16 protein-coding genes are annotated in these 17,924 nt (G+C 44.9%); 4 read left to right on the plus strand and 12 right to left on the minus strand.

Annotated features, from left to right (window positions below):
- Positions 1-141: 141 nt before the first annotated feature.
- From DWV34_RS02965 to DWV34_RS02980, 4 genes are all read right to left on the minus strand, one after another.
- On the minus strand, positions 142-1,188 hold the full coding sequence (locus DWV34_RS02965; protein WP_118475567.1) for a GGDEF domain-containing protein: 1,047 nt from the start codon (positions 1,186-1,188) through the stop codon (positions 142-144).
- A 2-nt stretch (positions 1,189-1,190) separates the two neighbouring features.
- Positions 1,191-2,882 carry a bifunctional diguanylate cyclase/phosphodiesterase gene (locus tag DWV34_RS02970; protein WP_118475452.1) on the minus strand — a complete coding sequence of 564 codons (1,692 nt, stop codon included), beginning with the start codon at positions 2,880-2,882 and terminating at the stop codon, positions 1,191-1,193.
- A 35-nt stretch (positions 2,883-2,917) separates the two neighbouring features.
- Positions 2,918-3,469, minus strand: coding sequence for a tRNA (mnm(5)s(2)U34)-methyltransferase (locus tag DWV34_RS02975; RefSeq protein ID WP_009289420.1), 552 nt, complete (start codon positions 3,467-3,469; stop codon positions 2,918-2,920).
- A 106-nt stretch (positions 3,470-3,575) separates the two neighbouring features.
- Positions 3,576-4,958 carry a L,D-transpeptidase family protein gene (locus tag DWV34_RS02980; protein ID WP_118475454.1) on the minus strand — a complete coding sequence of 461 codons (1,383 nt, stop codon included), beginning with the start codon at positions 4,956-4,958 and terminating at the stop codon, positions 3,576-3,578.
- Between the two features lie 154 nt (positions 4,959-5,112).
- Here DWV34_RS02980 and DWV34_RS02985 point away from each other — a divergent pair, with 154 nt between their 5' ends.
- The 3 genes from DWV34_RS02985 (at position 5,113) to DWV34_RS02995 (ending at position 7,989) form a co-directional block, all read left to right on the plus strand.
- Entirely contained in the window at positions 5,113-6,453 is a 1,341-nt protein-coding gene (locus DWV34_RS02985; protein WP_009289418.1) for a butyryl-CoA:acetate CoA-transferase, read from the plus strand.
- 87 nt (positions 6,454-6,540) lie between these two features.
- A complete protein-coding gene (locus DWV34_RS02990) occupies positions 6,541-7,485 on the plus strand; it encodes an L-lactate dehydrogenase (protein ID WP_009289417.1) in 945 nt (314 codons plus the stop codon).
- A gap of 138 nt (positions 7,486-7,623) precedes the next feature.
- Positions 7,624-7,989, plus strand: a complete 366-nt coding sequence (locus DWV34_RS02995; protein ID WP_009289416.1) for a hypothetical protein — start codon at positions 7,624-7,626, stop codon at positions 7,987-7,989.
- A gap of 56 nt (positions 7,990-8,045) precedes the next feature.
- Here DWV34_RS02995 and DWV34_RS03000 read toward each other — a convergent pair whose 3' ends face one another.
- The 6 genes from DWV34_RS03000 to DWV34_RS03020 form a co-directional block, all read right to left on the minus strand.
- Positions 8,046-8,594 (minus strand): M15 family metallopeptidase, encoded by a 549-nt coding sequence (locus tag DWV34_RS03000; protein WP_243000806.1) that lies wholly within the window; start codon positions 8,592-8,594, stop codon positions 8,046-8,048.
- Positions 8,591-8,740 (minus strand): hypothetical protein, encoded by a 150-nt coding sequence (locus tag DWV34_RS17550; protein ID WP_243000808.1) that lies wholly within the window; start codon positions 8,738-8,740, stop codon positions 8,591-8,593. Before DWV34_RS17550 ends, DWV34_RS03000 begins: the two co-directional genes overlap by 4 nt.
- Positions 8,741-8,754: 14 nt before the next feature.
- Positions 8,755-10,032: a glycosyl hydrolase family 18 protein gene (locus tag DWV34_RS03005; protein WP_009289415.1), complete on the minus strand. Its 1,278-nt coding sequence runs from the start codon at positions 10,030-10,032 to the stop codon at positions 8,755-8,757.
- A gap of 64 nt (positions 10,033-10,096) precedes the next feature.
- The gene (locus DWV34_RS03010; RefSeq protein ID WP_009289414.1) at positions 10,097-10,360 is read right to left on the minus strand and encodes a glutaredoxin family protein; all 264 of its coding nucleotides are present in this window, start codon (positions 10,358-10,360) and stop codon (positions 10,097-10,099) included.
- A gap of 8 nt (positions 10,361-10,368) precedes the next feature.
- On the minus strand, positions 10,369-10,785 hold the full coding sequence (locus DWV34_RS03015) for a YjdF family protein (RefSeq protein ID WP_006566627.1): 417 nt from the start codon (positions 10,783-10,785) through the stop codon (positions 10,369-10,371).
- Positions 10,786-10,988: 203 nt separating this feature from the next.
- A complete protein-coding gene (locus DWV34_RS03020; protein ID WP_009289413.1) occupies positions 10,989-12,059 on the minus strand; it encodes an oxidoreductase in 1,071 nt (356 codons plus the stop codon).
- A 111-nt stretch (positions 12,060-12,170) separates the two neighbouring features.
- Here DWV34_RS03020 and DWV34_RS03025 point away from each other — a divergent pair, with 111 nt between their 5' ends.
- Positions 12,171-13,160 carry a linear amide C-N hydrolase gene (locus DWV34_RS03025; protein ID WP_022261364.1) on the plus strand — a complete coding sequence of 330 codons (990 nt, stop codon included), beginning with the start codon at positions 12,171-12,173 and terminating at the stop codon, positions 13,158-13,160.
- 54 nt (positions 13,161-13,214) lie between these two features.
- Here DWV34_RS03025 and DWV34_RS03030 read toward each other — a convergent pair whose 3' ends face one another.
- Both DWV34_RS03030 and DWV34_RS03035 read right to left on the minus strand, forming a co-directional pair.
- On the minus strand, positions 13,215-15,152 hold the full coding sequence (locus DWV34_RS03030; RefSeq protein WP_009289410.1) for a GGDEF and EAL domain-containing protein: 1,938 nt from the start codon (positions 15,150-15,152) through the stop codon (positions 13,215-13,217).
- A gap of 22 nt (positions 15,153-15,174) precedes the next feature.
- A complete protein-coding gene (locus DWV34_RS03035) occupies positions 15,175-17,916 on the minus strand; it encodes a bifunctional diguanylate cyclase/phosphodiesterase (protein WP_118475456.1) in 2,742 nt (913 codons plus the stop codon).
- Between the last annotated feature and the right edge of the window lie 8 nt (positions 17,917-17,924).

A 17,924-nucleotide genomic window follows, 5' to 3' on the forward strand; every position in this document is an offset into this window, starting at 1 on the left:
GAGTGAGGCATTCTAAGAGCCGAACGGAAATTATGTGGAAAATGTCATACAATTAATACTATATGAAATGTAAAACCAAAATATACCCACAGGGCACACCGTAATTCATGCCTTTCAGACGGACGTGCACCGCACGCAGTCTCATGATTTCCCGCAGACGACGCGGTTCTTCCCTTCTGTCTTGCCTTTGTACATCTGTCTGTCGGCCAGGGCAATGATCTCCTCGGGTGAGGCTCCTTCTCCGGAAGGGCTGACTCCGAAGGTCATGGTAATATGCAGTTTTTTATCGTCACAGCAGAAAGTATGTCCGGCTACCGTATCACACAGTTCCTGAAGCTTTACGAGCACATCCTTCAGCGGCGTGTCCCGGAAAAGAAAGACAAACTCTTCTCCTCCCCACCGGCAGACATCCACGTTTCCTCCCAGGAAAGAACGGATAAGTTCTGCTGTTTCACTCAGAATCTTATCTCCGCAGGAATGTCCCCATGTGTCGTTGACAACCTTAAAATCATCAATATCGCTCAGTACCAGCACTGCAGAGGATGCCTGACAATGTTCCGCCCTTTTTAGGAAAGCATGCCGGCTCAGCAGGCCGGTGAGCTGGTCATAGTTCGCAAGCGTCGACAGGCTGCGGTTTTCATCCTGCAGTTCCTGCCGGCTGACAGCGGCAGACAGCTTCGAAGAAACAGCCGCATATAAAATAATCGTAAAACAGGCACAGATACTGAAAATTGAGATCCACAGTGCCTCTTTTTCAGAAACTGCCAAAAAATCAGGGCAGGCGAATCCAGTATATAATCTCAGCGCAAGGAATACGCAGATCTCAAATCCCGCGAAAAGATAAGGCACATATTTATGTTTGAAGGGGCAAAAATAAGTCAGGGAAGTCATGGCAATCAGATAAGGAGAAATTCCAATATCCCATCCCGCAGACAATGTACAGACCACAGCAAACACACAGACCTCAAAGTGCACACATGTTACCGCCATGCGGTAGTATCCTCTTTCCACGCTCTGCCCCATAGCAAGATAAAAGCACACACTTGCGATATTGTATACAGCAAGAGGATATACACCGGTGAGTGCAAATATAACGATATAAGAAAAGTGCGCCGCAGAAGCCAGGATAATAATGCGCCGGTAAATAAGCTTTACATACTTGTCTTCTGTCTGGTCTATCGACGTCATATTCACTGCCTCCCGTCCCTTTTCCAATATTTCTCCTCAAACTGATCCGCCGGGATCGGTTTTGAGATATAAAATCCCTGTATACTGTCTGCTTCCAGGGAACACACTGCTTCCAGTTCTCCCGGATGCTCAACTCCTTCCACACATACAGCAATTCCTACACTGTGGCACAGCTTTATGACCGCCCCGATAAAAGAATGATTAAATACATGATCCCGGTCATTAATAAAGGAAATAAAGACCCTGTCAATCTTTACAATATCTGCGGGAGTCTGGGACAACATTCCCAGTGAGGAATATCCCGTTCCGAAATCATCCATGGCGATCCGGATATGAAGCTGCCTGAGTCTTTGGAAGGTTTCTTTCAGTGCCGGCATATCGGTCACAAAGTAGCTCTCGGTAAGTTCCAGTACAATGTGCTGCGCGTCCAGATGATATTTTTCCAGCAGCAGCACCACTGTCGGAACAAAATCTTTATCTATAAACTGAAGGTAGGAGACATTGATATGCATAATAAAATCAGGACAGTAAAGCAGCCATCGTTTACATACAGAGAATGCCTGATCCAAAATCCATTTTCCTGCTTCTATCATCAGCCCGCTGTTTTCAAGGAGAGGTATAAACTGAGCAGGGCCCGCATCTTCGGTGTCAGGACAGGACCAGCGGAGCAGGGCTTCAGCCCCGGTAAGTCCAAGTCCGTCAGCTCTGACAAGCGGCTGGTAAACCAATGTAAACCCCTGCATTCCATCTCTTACACAGCGCTGAAGCTGCCTGTTTAATTCCATTAATCTCAATTCTGACTGTAAAAGATCCGGTGAAAACACAGTACAAGTATTTTTTCCCCGCTTCTTGGATGCATCCAAAGCGCTTGCTGCAAATTTGAGCAGATCTAAATAGTTATCCGCGTCTTTTCCTATGATGGATATCCCTCCCGAAACAGAACAGAAATAAGAAATTCTGTCAATCTCATGTTCACAGTTGGCATATGTATGAATAGACCGATATAATTCTTCGATCTCCTCTAATGATGCTTCCGGACAGACAACTGCAAATTCATCACCGTCGAACCGGAAAATCTCAGTCTTAGAAGGCAGCATCTGCTGTATATTCTGTGCCATCTGCCGAAGCACCAGATCTCCAAAAGTATGGTCTTTCAGATTATTGATCTGTTTAAAATCGTCCAGCCCTAACAGCAAAAGCCCTCCCCTGGCGCTTCCCTGGTTCAGCAGAAATTCTATCCGTTCCCTGCACTTTTCCTGGGTGAACAGCCCTGTGGTGCAGTCAATCTTTCCTTTGCTGCCGATCGGAGTCACCACACCTGCAAAGGAGAGCGGATTTTGATTCTGGTCTCTCTTTAACAGTCCGCGGCATACAACCCATACATATTCATTATCTCTGTTTTTTACCTGATACTCTACATTATGTATATCCGTCATCCCTCTGAGCATATCATCCACAGAGTCGAAATATCGTTTTTTATCTTTGTTATGTACCAGTTTGCCCCACACGGGAACAAGCCCGGGTACGAGCCTTCCCGGCAGATCAAAATCCTGCAGCATATTATCGGAAATCAGAGCCATATCGGTTGTCATATCTATGATATAGATATAATCTTCAGTACTGCTGACGATCGCATCATAAAACGCCTGTCCGTCTATATGGAACGCACCGTTCTCTCCCTCAGTTCTTTTCATAAAATATTCCTCCATCTTTCAAATACCGCAGAAAATCAAAATCCCAGTTTCAAAATAAGTACCGGAAGCGGAGGATGATTCTGTTTATTATAGAAGTCCTGTTTAATAACAATATATCTCCTGTCATCCAGCTGCCTTAAGTATTGAAGAACTTCTTCTTTCTCCGCAAAGCCGGTATCTCCTCCACTATACACACAAACACTGATAATTCCTCCCGGTTTCAAAAGCTCAAGTCCCACTCTAACAGCCTGTATCGTACTGTTCGGCCTCGTGGCAATCCTGTGGTCCCCACCTGGAAGATAGCCCAGATTAAACAAGATCGCCTGCACTGTGCCTTTTTCTGCATACCGGTCCATATTTTCATGGCTGTCCAAAATAAGCTCCGGATGGTATCCTTTTAACTCCAGTCTTTTCCCTGTATTGAGCAGTGCTTCCTCCTGTATTTCAAATCCGATCACCCTGTCTGTCAGTCCGCACAAATACTCAGTGTCACCTCCGTTTCCAACCGTTGCATCGATACATAAGTCTCCTTGTCTGATAAAGCGTCTCAGCTCTTCATGCACCCACTGTGTTATGCTGACCCTCATTTTCATCTCCTCCTGTTCCATGGACAAAAAGGCCGCAGACCTTTCCTATTGAAATAACAAAAAGAGAGAGCCCAGACTATCTAAATCCTGCTCTCTCGGTTTCATTTTAGTAATAGCAGATAACCGGTGTTCCGGCATCGATCATATTGTAAAGTGATGCAGCTGCATAAGGCGGCATATTGACACATCCGTGTGATCCCCCGGAAATGTACTCGCTTCCTCCAAAAGAAGACCTCCAGCTTGCATCGTGAAGTCCCACGTTGCCGTTGAACGGCATCCAGTAAGATACCGGTGAGTTATAACCCTGACCGCTCAATGTCGCATTGCGCTGTTTATACAGTACAAATGCCACACATTCCGGTGTTTTTCTTCCAGCTTCCATCTTGCCTGTGACTACGGATGAAGAAAAGACAATCTTTTTCTTTTTAATGTAGAAAACTTCCTGCTGTCCCATATCTACCTCGATATAAGTGTCGCCGATGTCTCCCTGATATCCGTCGTATACTTTTGCCTTCTGGCGCCAGTATGGCTCTCTTGTCTCGGTGGTGCCCTCTTTCAGCATTTTTTTGACTGCGGCTTCTTCCTTTTCACGGCTCATTCTCCAGCCGTAAGGACCTCCGAAAATCTTTTTGGTTCGTCCGTCATGAGTCTTGACGGTACGCATGGTCCCCATCGTGTTATATTCGTATGCAAACTTCATGACCCAGTTTTCCATTTTCTTCATATCAACAGTAAAATCTGTGTCATTTTTAATCTTAAACCACTTGTGGTATACGTCCTTATCGAGAACTACCGTCTGTTTCCCGAACTTATACGTAATGCTTCCCTTCAGAGAATCGTTCATCCTGTCTTTCAGAGAAATGATCTCTTTGCTCTTGCTCGTATACTTCGGGGCATCATAGGCGCCCTCCTTGTCCAGATCCACAGCAGCGACACCGCCTTCTACGGCACTCTCTATGAGCTTTTCCGTCTTTTTCTTCTTTAAGACCGTACCGATCTCTTCTTTCTGGATCTGATAAGATCCGTCTTTGTAAACCGGTTTGGCATTTTGGATCTTGATGATATTTTTCTTTTTGAAGCAGTCAAGCTTTTGAAAGGCCTTTTGAAAAGCGGCTTTGTCATAAGCAAACATATCAATATCTTTGTACTTCTCTCCCCCGAAAACACCTTTAATCCACAGAAAAGAACTCTGTCCGTCTTTAATCTTCCTGATCTGGTCTTCACCATCAAAGGAAACCTTGAGCACACTGCTCTTTAAAACTTCCTCTCTGCCTTTTCGTTCTTTGACGGTCAGCGAATAGCCGTCCGCCTTTTTTTTGAAAATGTCTGTAACTTCGTCAACTGTCTTGTTGGAAACATCGACACCATTGATCTTTGTCCCATATGTAAACTTCTTGCTGAAATACACTGCGATACAGCAGTAGATCACAAAAACAATCCCGACTGCGATCAGGGTGTAATGCTTCCAAGTAAATTTTTTGTGTTCCATAAATGTCCTCCTAAACTTAGTATCTAATTATAGTACAAAACTTGTAAAAAGGCCACCCATAATTTAAATTATTTTACTTGTGTTTCTTTTATGCGGATGGTACAATGGAATGGTATGTTAATAAATTAACAGATAAAAGACAGGAGGATTACTTATGTCATTTAAGGAAGAATACCAAAAGAAACTTAAAACAGCCGATGAGGCCGTAAAAGTTGTGAAATCCGGCGATTGGCTGGAGTACGGCTGGTGCGTCACCACACCGGCTGCCCTTGACAAGGCTTTGGCAAAAAGAATGCCGGAATTGGAAAATATTAATATCCGGGGCGGAATCGTCATGTGGCCGCTGGAAATCACTAAGATCGACTCCCCTGCCGATCACTTTACATGGAATTCCTGGCACATGGGCGGACTGGAGAGAAAATGGATCAAGGAAGGCTTTTCCTACTACGCACCGATCCGTTATTCCGAGCTGCCGGGATATTACCGCAATTACATCGATCACGTGGATGTTGCGATGATGCAGGTTGCCCCGATGGACGAACACGGATTCTTCAACTTCGGGCCGAGTGCATCCCACCTGGCTGCAATGCTTGAAAAAGCCGACTGTGTCATCGTGGAAGTCAACGAAAATATGCCTCGCTGCTTAGGCGGATTTGAAGAGGGTGTACATATTTCCAAAGTTGACATGATCGTCGAAGGCGAAAATCCTGCGATCGCAGAGCTGGGCGGAGGCGGAGCAGCCACCGACGTGGACAAAGCCGTTGCAAAACTCATCGTAGACCAGATCCCGAACGGCGCATGTCTCCAGCTTGGCATCGGCGGAATGCCGAATGCAGTAGGTTCCATGATCGCGGAATCTGACCTTAAAGACCTGGGCGTTCACACTGAAATGTATGTGGATGCGTTTGTAGACATTGCAAAAGCAGGAAAGATCACCGGTGCCAGAAAAAATATCGACCGCTACCGTCAGACTTATGCATTCGCAGCAGGGACCAAAAAATTATATGACTACTTAAATGACAATCCGGAATGTATGAGTGCTCCTGTTAACTATACAAATGATATTGCAAGGGTTTCTTCCATTGACAATTTCATCTCTATCAACAATGCCGTAGATGTGGATTTATACGGACAGATCAGTGCTGAGTCTTCAGGAATCAAACAGATCAGCGGTGCCGGCGGTCAGTTAGACTTCGTTATGGGAGCTTACTTATCCAACGGCGGAAAGAGTTTTGTATGCCTGTCTTCCACTTTCACTGACAAGGCCGGACAGATGCATTCCCGTATTCTTCCTACCCTGCATAACGGGTCTATTGTCACAGACACCCGTGCCAATGCACACTATATCGTCACCGAATACGGAATGGCAAACATGAAAGGACTCTCTGCATGGCAGCGCGCGGAAGCCCTGATCAATATCGCTCATCCGGACTTCAGAGACCAGCTGATCAAAGACGCAGAAAAAGCTCACATCTGGAGAAGATCCAACAAATAGTTTTTGATACAGTTTCTCACTTTATCAAAATTCGATGAATATTTTATCCTCCTTTGTTAAACTACTTAATACAAAGGAGGATTTTTTATGATTAATAATAGAAAAGCGGCCATCATCGGCTGCGGATTTGTCGGTGCATCCACCGCATTCAGCCTGATGCACCAGGGACTGTTTTCCGAGCTGGTCTTAATCGATGTAAACGAAGAAAAAGCCCGGGGTGAGGCGATGGATTTAAGCCATGGACGCCCGTATGTAGATACATCCAAGATATATGCAGGCTCCTATGATGATGTCGCGGACTGCGGGCTGATTATCATAACCGCCGGTGCAAATCAGAAGCCCGATGAAACCCGTCTCGACCTGGTACACAAGAATGTATCCATTTTTAAATCCATTATTCCGGAGATCACCAGACGAAACTCTGAAGGAATCTTATTGGTTGTTGCCAATCCGGTTGATATTCTTACTTATGTGACCTTAAAACTTTCCGGATTTCCAAAAAACCGGGTCTTTGGCTCCGGAACTGTCCTGGATTCGGCACGTTTCCAATACCTGCTCAGCGAACATCTGGAAGTAGACAGCGGCAGCATTCAGGCATTTATCATCGGGGAGCACGGAGACAGTGAACTGGCGGTCTGGAGCGACACCAATGTCTCAGGGATCGGCATCAACGAATTTTGTGAAATGCGCGGGCACTTTGACCACGAGAAGTCCATGAAAAGAATTTTCGACGATGTGAAAAACAGCGCCTATGAGATCATCGAAAAAAAAGGCGCTACGTATTACGGCGTCGCCATCGCAGTCAGCCATATTGCAGAGAGCATTATCCGGAATAAAAATTCCATCCTTCCGGTTTCCAGTCTGCTTAGCGGTGAATACGGCCTGTCCGATCTCTGTCTGAGCGTACCGACCATCGTCAACAAAAACGGTGCGGAACAGGTCATCGAGATTGACTTAAACAGTGAAGAATCCAGTCTGCTGCATAAGTCTGCAGGCCAGCTGAAAGAAATTCTTTCTTCCCTGGATTTATAGCAAAATCGGTTTTATATCTTATGTATCCAAAAAAGTACAGTGGAAATATTTACACGTTATGAGATCTGTGCTATTGTATGATTCAAACAAAAATTTACTGATTTTTTATTAGATTCATACAAAAAGTGAGGTTTTCATATGAAAAGATATCTCTTGACCGGTATATTAGCTTTTGCAGTTTCCGCTGCCTTAAGCGGCTGCGGCACGGCCCACATAAAACCGGAAGGACTCAGTGACAATGAATACAGGCTGGGCCTGAGGGCGATCGAGACGACAGATAAATATTTAAACGCCGACCTTTCAAGAGATCTGGCCAGCGAACAATTTGAAGATATCAAAAATGCGTTTGAACAACACGAAAAAAATCAAAAAACCACTTTCTCACGGGTAGACTCCCGTATGGAACAGTTGGAACAGTGCCTGTCTGCAAAAAAAGTTTCAGACAAAATGGTGACCAAAGCCAGAAACCGTCTGGCAGAAACATTAAATCAAAATCTTTTATAAGTTCAAAAAACTCCGGTCATAAATCTTTACCGGAGTTTTTTCATGTGTCTTGTCATTTACCGTTTTTCAAAGTGCTGATAGTCTTTATATGTAATCCAGTCACCGCCCCACTGAAACCCGTGTTTCCTGAAAATCCGGTACACCCGGTCATTTCTGTGAATCATGTTATACTTATACTTTCCTTTACACTTTTTCACATCTCTCTGTGCATAGATCTTTCCGTTTTCAGGTGTGATGGAATTCCTCTTTACAAAGGGGTTGACTCTCGGATTAATGTCAATCGCCCTGCCATAAGCGTGTTTTGACAGATGACTGGTCCCTTCTACAATCCGATAGTTAAAGGCAGAGGTGTTATTGGCTTCCATAGATTTGGTGTCATCGGCTCCGTAATCATCGATCAGGCGGATGCTCTCAATCGGGTACTGCATATCATAAAGCTCCTGAAAAATTTCCACGGTATCTTTGGCAATGGACTTATTCACAAGCAGTTGTCCGCTCCTGATCTTTCCGTCATAACCGTAATATTTTACCTTAACATATCGAAGGTCCTGAAATGTGATGTTCGGATTGGGCCTGTAAGAAACCCCGCTAATTTTTTCTTTCACTGCCTTCGGAACCTTTTCGTAAGAAAAACCTCTGATACTTTTATTAGAAAATGCCGGTTTGACGGGTTCCTTTCTCTTATCTCCTGAACGGATGCACCAAGCCCGATCAGTGCCGCCAGCATCATACTTACAATATGTTTCCCCATAAGATTCCTCCCGTCTACGGTCTGTCGTTTAACTGAAATAAACTGTCCAGCAGCAGCCAGTTGGCCCGAAACGGCCTCATCAGATTCCAGTATCCCACACCTGTAAAACCATATTCTTTCGCCGTCCGTACTTTTACATCAATGCTCCGGACATCTTCAAACCATACTTCATGTTCTGTTCCATTTGACGTATAGTTAAAAAACGGACTCATGGCAGTTTCATCGAACCGAATCTGCACCCCGTTCTCGTCTGCGATCTCGACTGCTTCCACATTTCCGATCGTCCTTGCCCTTGTTGTTCCTCTCTCGTAGGGAAGCGGCCAGTCATAGGCATAGTTCGGGATTCCCATGTATATTTTTTCCGGCGGTATTTCTGTTACCGCGTAATCCAAAACCTGCTGTACCTTGTTGATCGGTGCAACTGCCATTGGCGGCCCGAACGTATAGCCCCATTCATACGTCATTAAAAATACGGAATCTGCATTAGCACCCAAAAGTCCGTAGTCCATTCCTTCATATAACAGGCCCGGCTGATCTGCGGAAATTTTAGGCGCTAAAGCGACAGACACCTTATATCCTAAGGGATTCATCCGCTCTCTTAAGTTCCCTACGAAGGCTGCATATCCCTCCCGGTCCTCCGGAAGGATGTATTCAAAATCCACATCCACTCCGGCATACTGCTTTTCCTGAACTGTCTGAACCAGATTCTCAATCAGAACCTGCTGCATCTGAAGATCTTCCGATACAGCCTTCACCAGCTGATTATTAAAACTCCCGGTCTCCGCAAACGGTGTCAGCACAAGCATAGGATCAACCCCAAACTCCAATGCCTGTTCAATCAGAGGTTCTTCCATCGCCGGCGGTATGAGCGTTCCTTCGGTTGTAAAGCCATAAGAAAAGATCAGAAGTTCATCTAAATATAAGAGAACTTCTCTTAAAATCTCCGTGCTGATATATGGATATGCATAACCCGTTACATTGAGGTTCCCCAGCTGCTCCTGCCGATAGCGGATCGTCAGCACATCTCCCGGCATCAGATTTGATTCGTTCAGCAGATATGGATTTTTTCTGACAATCGAAGAAACCGAAGTGCCGTACTGCTGTGCAATCGATGTCAGCGTATCCCCTTCCTGTACCGTATGGACGTCAGAAGGCTCCAGAATCAGCAGCGCCTGACCGGTCACAACGCGTCCGGCATAAAGCTGGTTGTCATAGATCAGCCTGCTCCTTGAAACTCCAAACTGGGCAGCGATAGAATCAATCGTATCCCCTTCATTTACTACATATATCATAGTTCATTCCTTTTTGCAGTCTTTTTCTAAATATATGCACCCGTCAAAAAAGGAATTCCTGGGCTTATTCTTTTAATGCCCCTTCAAAAACTTTCTTTATTTTTTCTTTTGTGGGAACCCCCTCATGAAGTTTCTTTCCGTCCACATAAAAAGTGGGAACATACCAGTAGTCGAGAGGCTCTGAAAGTTCAGTGTCCTCATCCTCATTGACCATTTTTACAGGAATGTTTTTATACTCCGGCTGTTCCCGTTTGAGTTCTTCCATCATATCCAGCGCCTGATGGCAGTATGGACAGCTTTCCAGTTTCATCATTAGAACTTCTTTCATTTTATCTCCTATCTTCCTCTGTGTCTTTGTTTCTTCTTCTCCTGTTTTATCAAAAACTGCTGCCGCTTCCGTTCTTCCCGCAGATCTCTCCTGCGCTCTTTCCTTCCGGCTTTTTGTTCTTCTCTCTGGGCAGCCAGCGCCTGCTGGGATTTTGTTCCCATCCCTGCGTCTCTGTGCCTTCTAAGGCTCCTCTGCATCCGTTTGGGATTCAGGTTTTTCACCTCTTTCACCGAAACATCCACAGGAGGACTGAAACGAAGTTCTCCATGACGCTCCATAAGAAATGCCAGAACTTCATAGTCTTTTGGTTCTGCCCCGAACGTTATTTTGGACACTTCCAACTCACCGTCCAGAACACGTTCATAGATTCCGACCCAAAAGGGTTCATCAAAATATACTGTCAGCCTGTTCTCAATTTTTTGCATAAAAAACACTCCTCGCTTTTGGCAGCAAAGAATGGACAACCGAGGAGGCAGGTTACTGACAGATTCTATCTCTGTGCCCGGACTACCGGCCGGGACTGTGTTTTTATCTTTGCACGATTTAATTTTACATGTTTCATTTTAATCCATTCTCCCGCGGTTTTCAAGGGATGACTGTGTCGATGAATTTACACTGAAAGGTTTTTTTATTCTCCCATATTTCTTTTTCTGTTCAGCAGGACCCTTCCTGCACATTTTTCGGCATCGATCCTCCACTGGCATTCTTTGCAGTGCAGACATCTGCCGGTATCTCTTCCTTCTTTCGCATCGATGGCCCAGTTATAGTTGACCAGCACACCCCTGCCGATATCCGCCATATCCACACCGGTGCGCTCTAAAATGTCTTCTGCCATCCGGGCATCCGTTATGCTGTTGACCGCAAAAACAGGAACCGATACATGCTTTTTGATCTCCCCCGCGGCATGGATCACATCTTTGTATGGAAAATCTTTTGGAGCACCAGGCTCATCTTCCCCGGAAAATCCATAGGAAATATCCAAAAAATCAATCCCGTGTTCCTCCAGAAGTTTGGCATGACGGATACCGTCTGCAAGAGCGGGTTCAAAGGCTCCCAGCCGGATTCCCACAATAAACTCCTTCGGCACTGCCTCTTTGATCTTTTCCAGAATCTCCACTGCAAACCTCTCCGGATACTGTCCATATTCATCGGTCCTTTTGTTGACCCTGGAATTGAAAAATTCACACATCAGATAACTGTGGCACCCGTGCAGTTCCACCCCGTCATAGCCGGCCTGATAAGCTCTCACCGCAGCTTTCACAAACTGATCCTGCACCTTCTGTATCTGTTCTTTCGTCATTTCATGACCGATTCTTTTTTCTCCGTCTTTATCCATCTCATAATCACTCGGACAAAGCAGGTACTCACCGGAGCCGTTCACCCCTGCATGATGGATCTGCAAAAATATCGGGCAGTCTTCTTCATGCACCGCATCTACGATCTCTTTCAGCCCATCGATCTGTCCATCCTCCCAGATGCCCAGCTGATCTTTGGAAAGTTTCCCTTCCGGATCCACACAGGTAGCCTCCTGAATGATCAGGCCGGCACCGCCCCTGGCAATGGCTCTGTAATGATCAATATTTCTCTGAACTACATAGCCGTCTTCCTCCACCCAGTTATAGCACACCATCGGCGGCACACAGATACGGTTCTTTATTTTTAAATTCTTTAAATTCATAGCTTCAAACAACTTGTTCATGCATTCCTCCTATCTTCCCCTGTCTTATTATACATCAGACGAAAACAGGATACTACTCTTTGGTGTGAAGCATATACTAAAATTAAATGCCTGATTAAGGAGATGTTCTCCATGTGTACCGCACTCACAACACAGAATTCTGCGGGCGATGTATATTTTGGCCGCACGATGGATTTTTCCTACCCCCTTGACCCTGAATTTTATATCGTACCAAAAGGATATCAATGGAAAAATCTGCTGAATACTCACAGAATTAAAAATCAATATAGTTTTATGGGAATCGGCCAAAATCTCTCTCCGGTCACTTTAGCGGACGGTGTCAATGAAATGGGATTTGCAGCCGCTGTGCTGTATTTTCCAGGTTACGCCTTATATGATCCCCCGGCGCCTTCTGGCTCCAGGCAGATCGCAGTGGCTTCCACCGAGCTTGTGAAATTTCTTCTAAGCCAATGTGCATCCACTGATCAGGCGGCTTCTTTGCTGCGCGCCGTCCGGATCACAGGAGTCAAAGATCCGGTCACAGAAATCATTGCTCCTCTCCACTGGATTATGGCAGACTCATCCGGAAAATGTATGGTGATCGAAACAACCTCAGAAGGTCTTAAGATCATGGAAAATCCTATTGGTGTCTTCTCCAACAGCCCTGACTTCCCATGGCATATGGCAAACCTCCGGAATTACATGAATATGAGTCCGTCTCAGCACACAGAACAAAACTGGGGGGCTTTTCCTTTGAAACCTTTCGGGCAAGGCGCCGGCACTTTTGGACTGCCCGGTGATTTCACACCTCCGGCCAGATTTGTCAGAACTGCTTACCTAAAGAGTCACACTCCGATACCGGACAACAGAGAGCAGGCAGTAAACACCTGCTTTCATCTATTAGAAGGAGTCTCTATCCCAAAAGGTGCAGTGGTAACCGACAGAGGAACCTCTGACTATACCCAGTACACCGCCTGCATAAGCCTTACCGGAAAAGAATATTTCTTTAAGACATATGATAACAGCCATATCGTCTCTGTGAAACTTCCTGAAAACTGTGGACCTGATATACGGCTGCTCGGAAAGCTATCAAAGCCTGTCCGATTCCAAGAATGGAAATAAATATATGCAGCAAAAGAGAGCTGTCCGCTAAAACTTTAGCAGCACAGCTCTCTTTCAGTCAGCAGGTGTCCAGTGTTTTATCATAAACATCTCCAGCTGATCCTCAGGCATTGGTTTTGCATAATAGAATCCCTGGATCTGGTCAATTCCAAAATTGGCAATCAAACGGCTCTGTTCTTCAGTCTCCACTCCTTCTGCGATAACGGTCATTCCCAGCTCCTGAAATGTACGCGACAGATTTTTCACGGTAAGCGCAGACTTTTTGTTCTCGACAGAACCCCATACCAGACTCTTGTCCAGCTTGACTGTGCCAAAGGGAATATTGATAACGGTTGCTATGTTGGAGTAGCCTGTTCCGAAGTCATCCAGGCCCATTTTGATTCCGTGCTTTTCCATCTCCACAGCAAACTTTGATACGACCTGTGTGTTCTCCGCCAAAGTACTCTCTGTAAACTCAATCTTAATGGCAGACATGGGAGTATGGTTCCGCCGGATGATCTCCAGAACCTTCTCCATGAGATCGTTCTGTGAAAACTGGACAGCAGAAAAATTAACATGAATTGCCTGAATCGGAATCCCTCTTTGTAACAGCCTGCTGATAAACCTGCAGACTTTATCCAGCATGATATAAGTTATGTCAATGATCAGTCCGGTCTCCTCCGCGATCGGAATAAACTCAGACGGGTAAATCGGACCGATCGGAGACTCCGGTATCCGCATCAGTGATTCAGCATAGCAGAATTCTCCGTCGGCTACGGAATAAATAGGCTGATAATACATCTCAAAACTGCGGTCCGCGATTTTTTCTTTCAGGATCATGATGACTTTTCGTCTTCGCTCCAGTCCATCCAGCATTTCTTTATCGCAGTAGCAGATCTCACCGCTTTTCCCTGATTTCGCCCGAAAAACCGCATATTCCACGGCATTGATGACCTCTTCCAGGGTTTCCCCGTCACCGGAATGCCATATGATCCCCATCACAACAGAGAGCAGAAAACGGTAATCCCCTATCTGCCATGGTTTTTCCATACGCTGCCGGATATCCGTAATACACTTTTTGATCTCTGTTTCATCGCTGTGTGTAAACAAAAGTGCAAATTCATCTCCGCTAAAGCGGTATACATGATTCTTCGGCCCGATCTCATAGAGAAAATCACAGACATTTTTCAGAAATTCATCACCCTTCTGCTGCCCGCATGTATTATTTACCTGACGGAAGTCCCTAAGAGAGACAACGACAAGCACAAACTGCTTCTCAGGTGACTTTTTGATCATCAGCCCCAGCATATTGAGAAGTTCTTTCCGGTTGGGCACATTGGTCAGATAATCCATCGAGATCTGTTTATTCTGCAGGTGCAGATAAATGATCAGCAGGGCACAGGTCGCCGCAGATCCGGACAGAATCACATTCGGATACATCTGCTGAACCAAAATAACCAGTACTGCCAGAATCGGAAAGGCCGCAAGGATGTGGTATATATTTCTGTCAATCCTTTTTTTATTCAATACTGTGACCACAATGCTGGCAGCACAGTAAGCATAAAAGATCAAATATGTGGACACAATCCAAGGTCCCCTCACATACCCCTGCACCAGGCTGATGTCAAACAAATTTTTCGTCAATGGATTGATCAGAACGAGCACACCATACACCAGAGCAGGCATGACTCCAAAGCCTATGACCTTCCTCAGTTCCTTCCTCTCTGTATAGACTATAGAAACGGTATAAAGGAAATACGCGAACCCCATCAGCGGTGTCAGAACATAGTAAACCATTGTCACAGACCAGGTCATCCACATTGGAAACTCATCAAGACGATAAATCATAATCGTAGATAAGATATTTGTCAAAATAGCCCCGGCTGTAACAAGGAGGCATCCCTGAAAAATTCTGTTTTTTAATGTAGGGAGATGACTCCCTTTCCTTGAATATACCCATATAATCCCCAGCATTACAAAAGAAATAGCCTCAGCGGCAATATTCCACTTCACTGTTCTTCACCTGCCAATCCCCTTATTGTTTCACATTTTCTATATGATTATTATCCCTCAAAAACTGCATCAGCTTTTCCTCCGGCAGAGGTTTCGAATAATAGAATCCCTGAATATAAGAAGCACTGGTTGAAGTCAGCATCTTCCATTCTTCTTTCGTTTCTACCCCCTCTGCCACCACATCCATTTGGCTGATATCCGCCATTTGAATCATTGCTTTCAGCAATGCATATTGTTTTTCCGAATCCACACTCTTTTTGGTCATGGACCGGTCAAACTTCAGGACATTGACCGGAAGATTCAGCAGATAATTCAGGCTGCTGTATCCGATGCCGAAATCGTCCAGAGCTATGCGGACACCGTATGACGAAAGTTCATCTAAAATCCCTTTTGCAAGTTCTATCGACTGGATCAGGACCGTCTCTGTAATCTCAAATGTAATACATTTCGGATCAAGACCTGTCTTTTTTATATGGCCTATGATTGAAGGAACACTATTTTCCACAAGAAGCTGCTGTACTGACAGGTTGATTCCCATAGATTCAATCCCAAGTTTTTTCCCCTTTTCCATCATGAAAGTACAGGCTCTGTGTATCACGTACTCCCCTACCTGTCCGACCAGACCATTCTTCTCCGCAATCTCGATAACCTGTCCTGCCGGAACATATCCGCCGTTTCCGTGGGGCAGCCTCACCAGTGCTTCTGTACCTGTAAACCGTTCTCTTTTAAGATGATAAAGAGGCTGGTACCAAACCTCCAGAGTTTTTTCTTTAAGACTCGTTTCCAGCAGCCTGACAATCCTCGCTTCTTCCCGGCGCACTTCCAGCAGCTTATCATCGTATAAAATGACGTTATTGGCCATACCCGCTCCTGAAGTTTTAGCATAATTGACTGCCATCTGGACGCTTTCCAGCAATTTTTCCGATGTTTTTGCATGAAGAGGATAATCACATATGCCGATCAGAACATCCAGGGTAAAGGTGGAATCTTCTACCACAATCGGACTCTGAAAGGCATTCCGGATCCTGCCGACTTTATGATCTTTGTCCTTATCCGCTTCAAAAGAAATTCCTATGAAAACGTCTCCGTTAATCCTGTATAAGTTATTGCCGAAGATATGTTCAAGTCTCCTGGTTATCTCCATCAGCAGGGCATCTCCCGTTGAAACGCTGAATAATTCATTGTATTTGCTGAAAGAACGAATATCCATACTGTAAACTCTAAAATACCTCTTGGCATCATAAGATATCAGCATATCCACATCTTTTAAATACTTCATTCGGTTTCCTATATGATATACCGGGTCAAAGTAGGCAATCTGTTCCACACTTTTTCTGTACTGATTCAGTGCTTTAGAAAGTTCCGTCAGCTGATAATCCGCATACTCACTGAACTCCACATCTGTCCTTCCTGCGGCAAGCAGGCGGCACTTTTCCGTCAAGTCTTCTGCGGGGGATTCCACATAAAGTCTCATATAGTGGTCTGTGATCAGCTTATTTAAAAGATCCTCCGCGCTGTTGCCGTCCTTCGGGTAAACCGCAGTCTGATAATTTGCACTTAAAAAAAGTTTCTCCCCGCGAATCCGGATCTTCCACATAAGTTTCAAAGAAAGACCTTTGGCAAAATCCAGTCTTTCCTCATCTGTCATTTCTTCTTTTACCGCTACCGCAAATTTCCCCCCTGCGATCCGGCCCGACACATAAGGGCTTTTTATGTATTCGTCTAAAACAGCCGGAACACTCGCCAAATATTCATTCTCTTTTAAAAACCCTGCCATTAATTCCACTCGGCTGTACTCCTCGATGGAAAAATAAAACATGGAAAAAACACAGGGTTCAGACACCATCCACCGCTGGACTTCCCTGATGAATCCCTCCCTGTTATACAGTCCTGTCTTTTCGTCATAAATACTGAGATTTTTAAAATATCTGACGCGAAGTGCAAGGACAAACACGCTCATAAATAATACAGACAGCAGCACTCCAAGAAAAACTGATGTTCCCATGATGCCGGTCTCCGTTTTCTTTGAAATCCATCCGTCTTTCGGCATAATGCTCAGTGTCCATCGGGTCGGCAGATAAATCTCTATTTTAGACGCGTAGGAATAATCGAGGTTCCTGTCGGAATAGGCCACTACATCCTTGCTTCCGTCCTGACTGTTCACTTTCCACAGGTGATACTCATAGCCCAGATCACACAGACGTTTTAAATTTAGTCTGCGGATGACAAACTCTTTATCCAGGACAGCCACAACTTCTCCCTCATAAACTTGTCCTTTCAGCAAAGGCTGGATAAACAAAAAAACTTCCTTTTCCCCATCTTTGTTTAATTTAACAGGTCCTTCCACCACCGGTTCTTTCACAACTTTAGCCATCGTATAAATATATGAAAAGTCCCTCAGATCTTTTCCTTTATCTTTCTCATTTCCATCCGCAGAAAAAGAACTCAGAACCTTATCTCCTTTAAATAAAAGGATCTTTTCTACTCCCTCCTGCTCTGCAAGATTTTTGGCACGTCTCTGAAACCACGCTTCATGATTTAAAATATCCGGCTCCGCCTTCACTGTTTCTGCAGCATAATTCAGCTGATCCCGAATAACCAGTGTCAAATTATCCTTATACATTTTCAGAAGACGGCTGACTTCTTTTTTTCTCTGCCCGGAATAATGATCCTGTATGATCCTTCCTGTTCCCACCGAAAGCATTAGGATACACAAAACTGTCACGGTGCAGAACAGAAGCGTCTTTTTTTTCATAACTTTCATACGTTTCC

Source organism: Anaerostipes sp. AF04-45 (assembly GCF_003461725.1).
GTDB classification, from domain to species: domain Bacteria; phylum Bacillota; class Clostridia; order Lachnospirales; family Lachnospiraceae; genus Anaerostipes; species Anaerostipes caccae.

Coding starts and splice junctions, on each gene's coding strand:
- DWV34_RS17550 (WP_243000808.1), bottom strand. CDS start 8,740: ATGGGGAAACATATTGTAAGTATGATGCTGGCGGCACTGATCGGGCTT.
- DWV34_RS03025 (WP_022261364.1), top strand. CDS start 12,171: ATGTGTACCGCACTCACAACACAGAATTCTGCGGGCGATGTATATTTT.
- DWV34_RS03015 (WP_006566627.1), bottom strand. CDS start 10,785: ATGCAAAAAATTGAGAACAGGCTGACAGTATATTTTGATGAACCCTTT.
- DWV34_RS02965 (WP_118475567.1), bottom strand. CDS start 1,188: ATGACGTCGATAGACCAGACAGAAGACAAGTATGTAAAGCTTATTTAC.
- DWV34_RS02990 (WP_009289417.1), top strand. CDS start 6,541: ATGATTAATAATAGAAAAGCGGCCATCATCGGCTGCGGATTTGTCGGT.
- DWV34_RS02975 (WP_009289420.1), bottom strand. CDS start 3,469: ATGAGGGTCAGCATAACACAGTGGGTGCATGAAGAGCTGAGACGCTTT.
- DWV34_RS02980 (WP_118475454.1), bottom strand. CDS start 4,958: ATGGAACACAAAAAATTTACTTGGAAGCATTACACCCTGATCGCAGTC.
- DWV34_RS03035 (WP_118475456.1), bottom strand. CDS start 17,916: ATGAAAGTTATGAAAAAAAAGACGCTTCTGTTCTGCACCGTGACAGTT.
- DWV34_RS03020 (WP_009289413.1), bottom strand. CDS start 12,059: ATGAACAAGTTGTTTGAAGCTATGAATTTAAAGAATTTAAAAATAAAG.
- DWV34_RS02995 (WP_009289416.1), top strand. CDS start 7,624: ATGAAAAGATATCTCTTGACCGGTATATTAGCTTTTGCAGTTTCCGCT.
- DWV34_RS03005 (WP_009289415.1), bottom strand. CDS start 10,032: ATGATATATGTAGTAAATGAAGGGGATACGATTGATTCTATCGCTGCC.
- DWV34_RS03010 (WP_009289414.1), bottom strand. CDS start 10,360: ATGAAAGAAGTTCTAATGATGAAACTGGAAAGCTGTCCATACTGCCAT.
- DWV34_RS02985 (WP_009289418.1), top strand. CDS start 5,113: ATGTCATTTAAGGAAGAATACCAAAAGAAACTTAAAACAGCCGATGAG.
- DWV34_RS02970 (WP_118475452.1), bottom strand. CDS start 2,882: ATGAAAAGAACTGAGGGAGAGAACGGTGCGTTCCATATAGACGGACAG.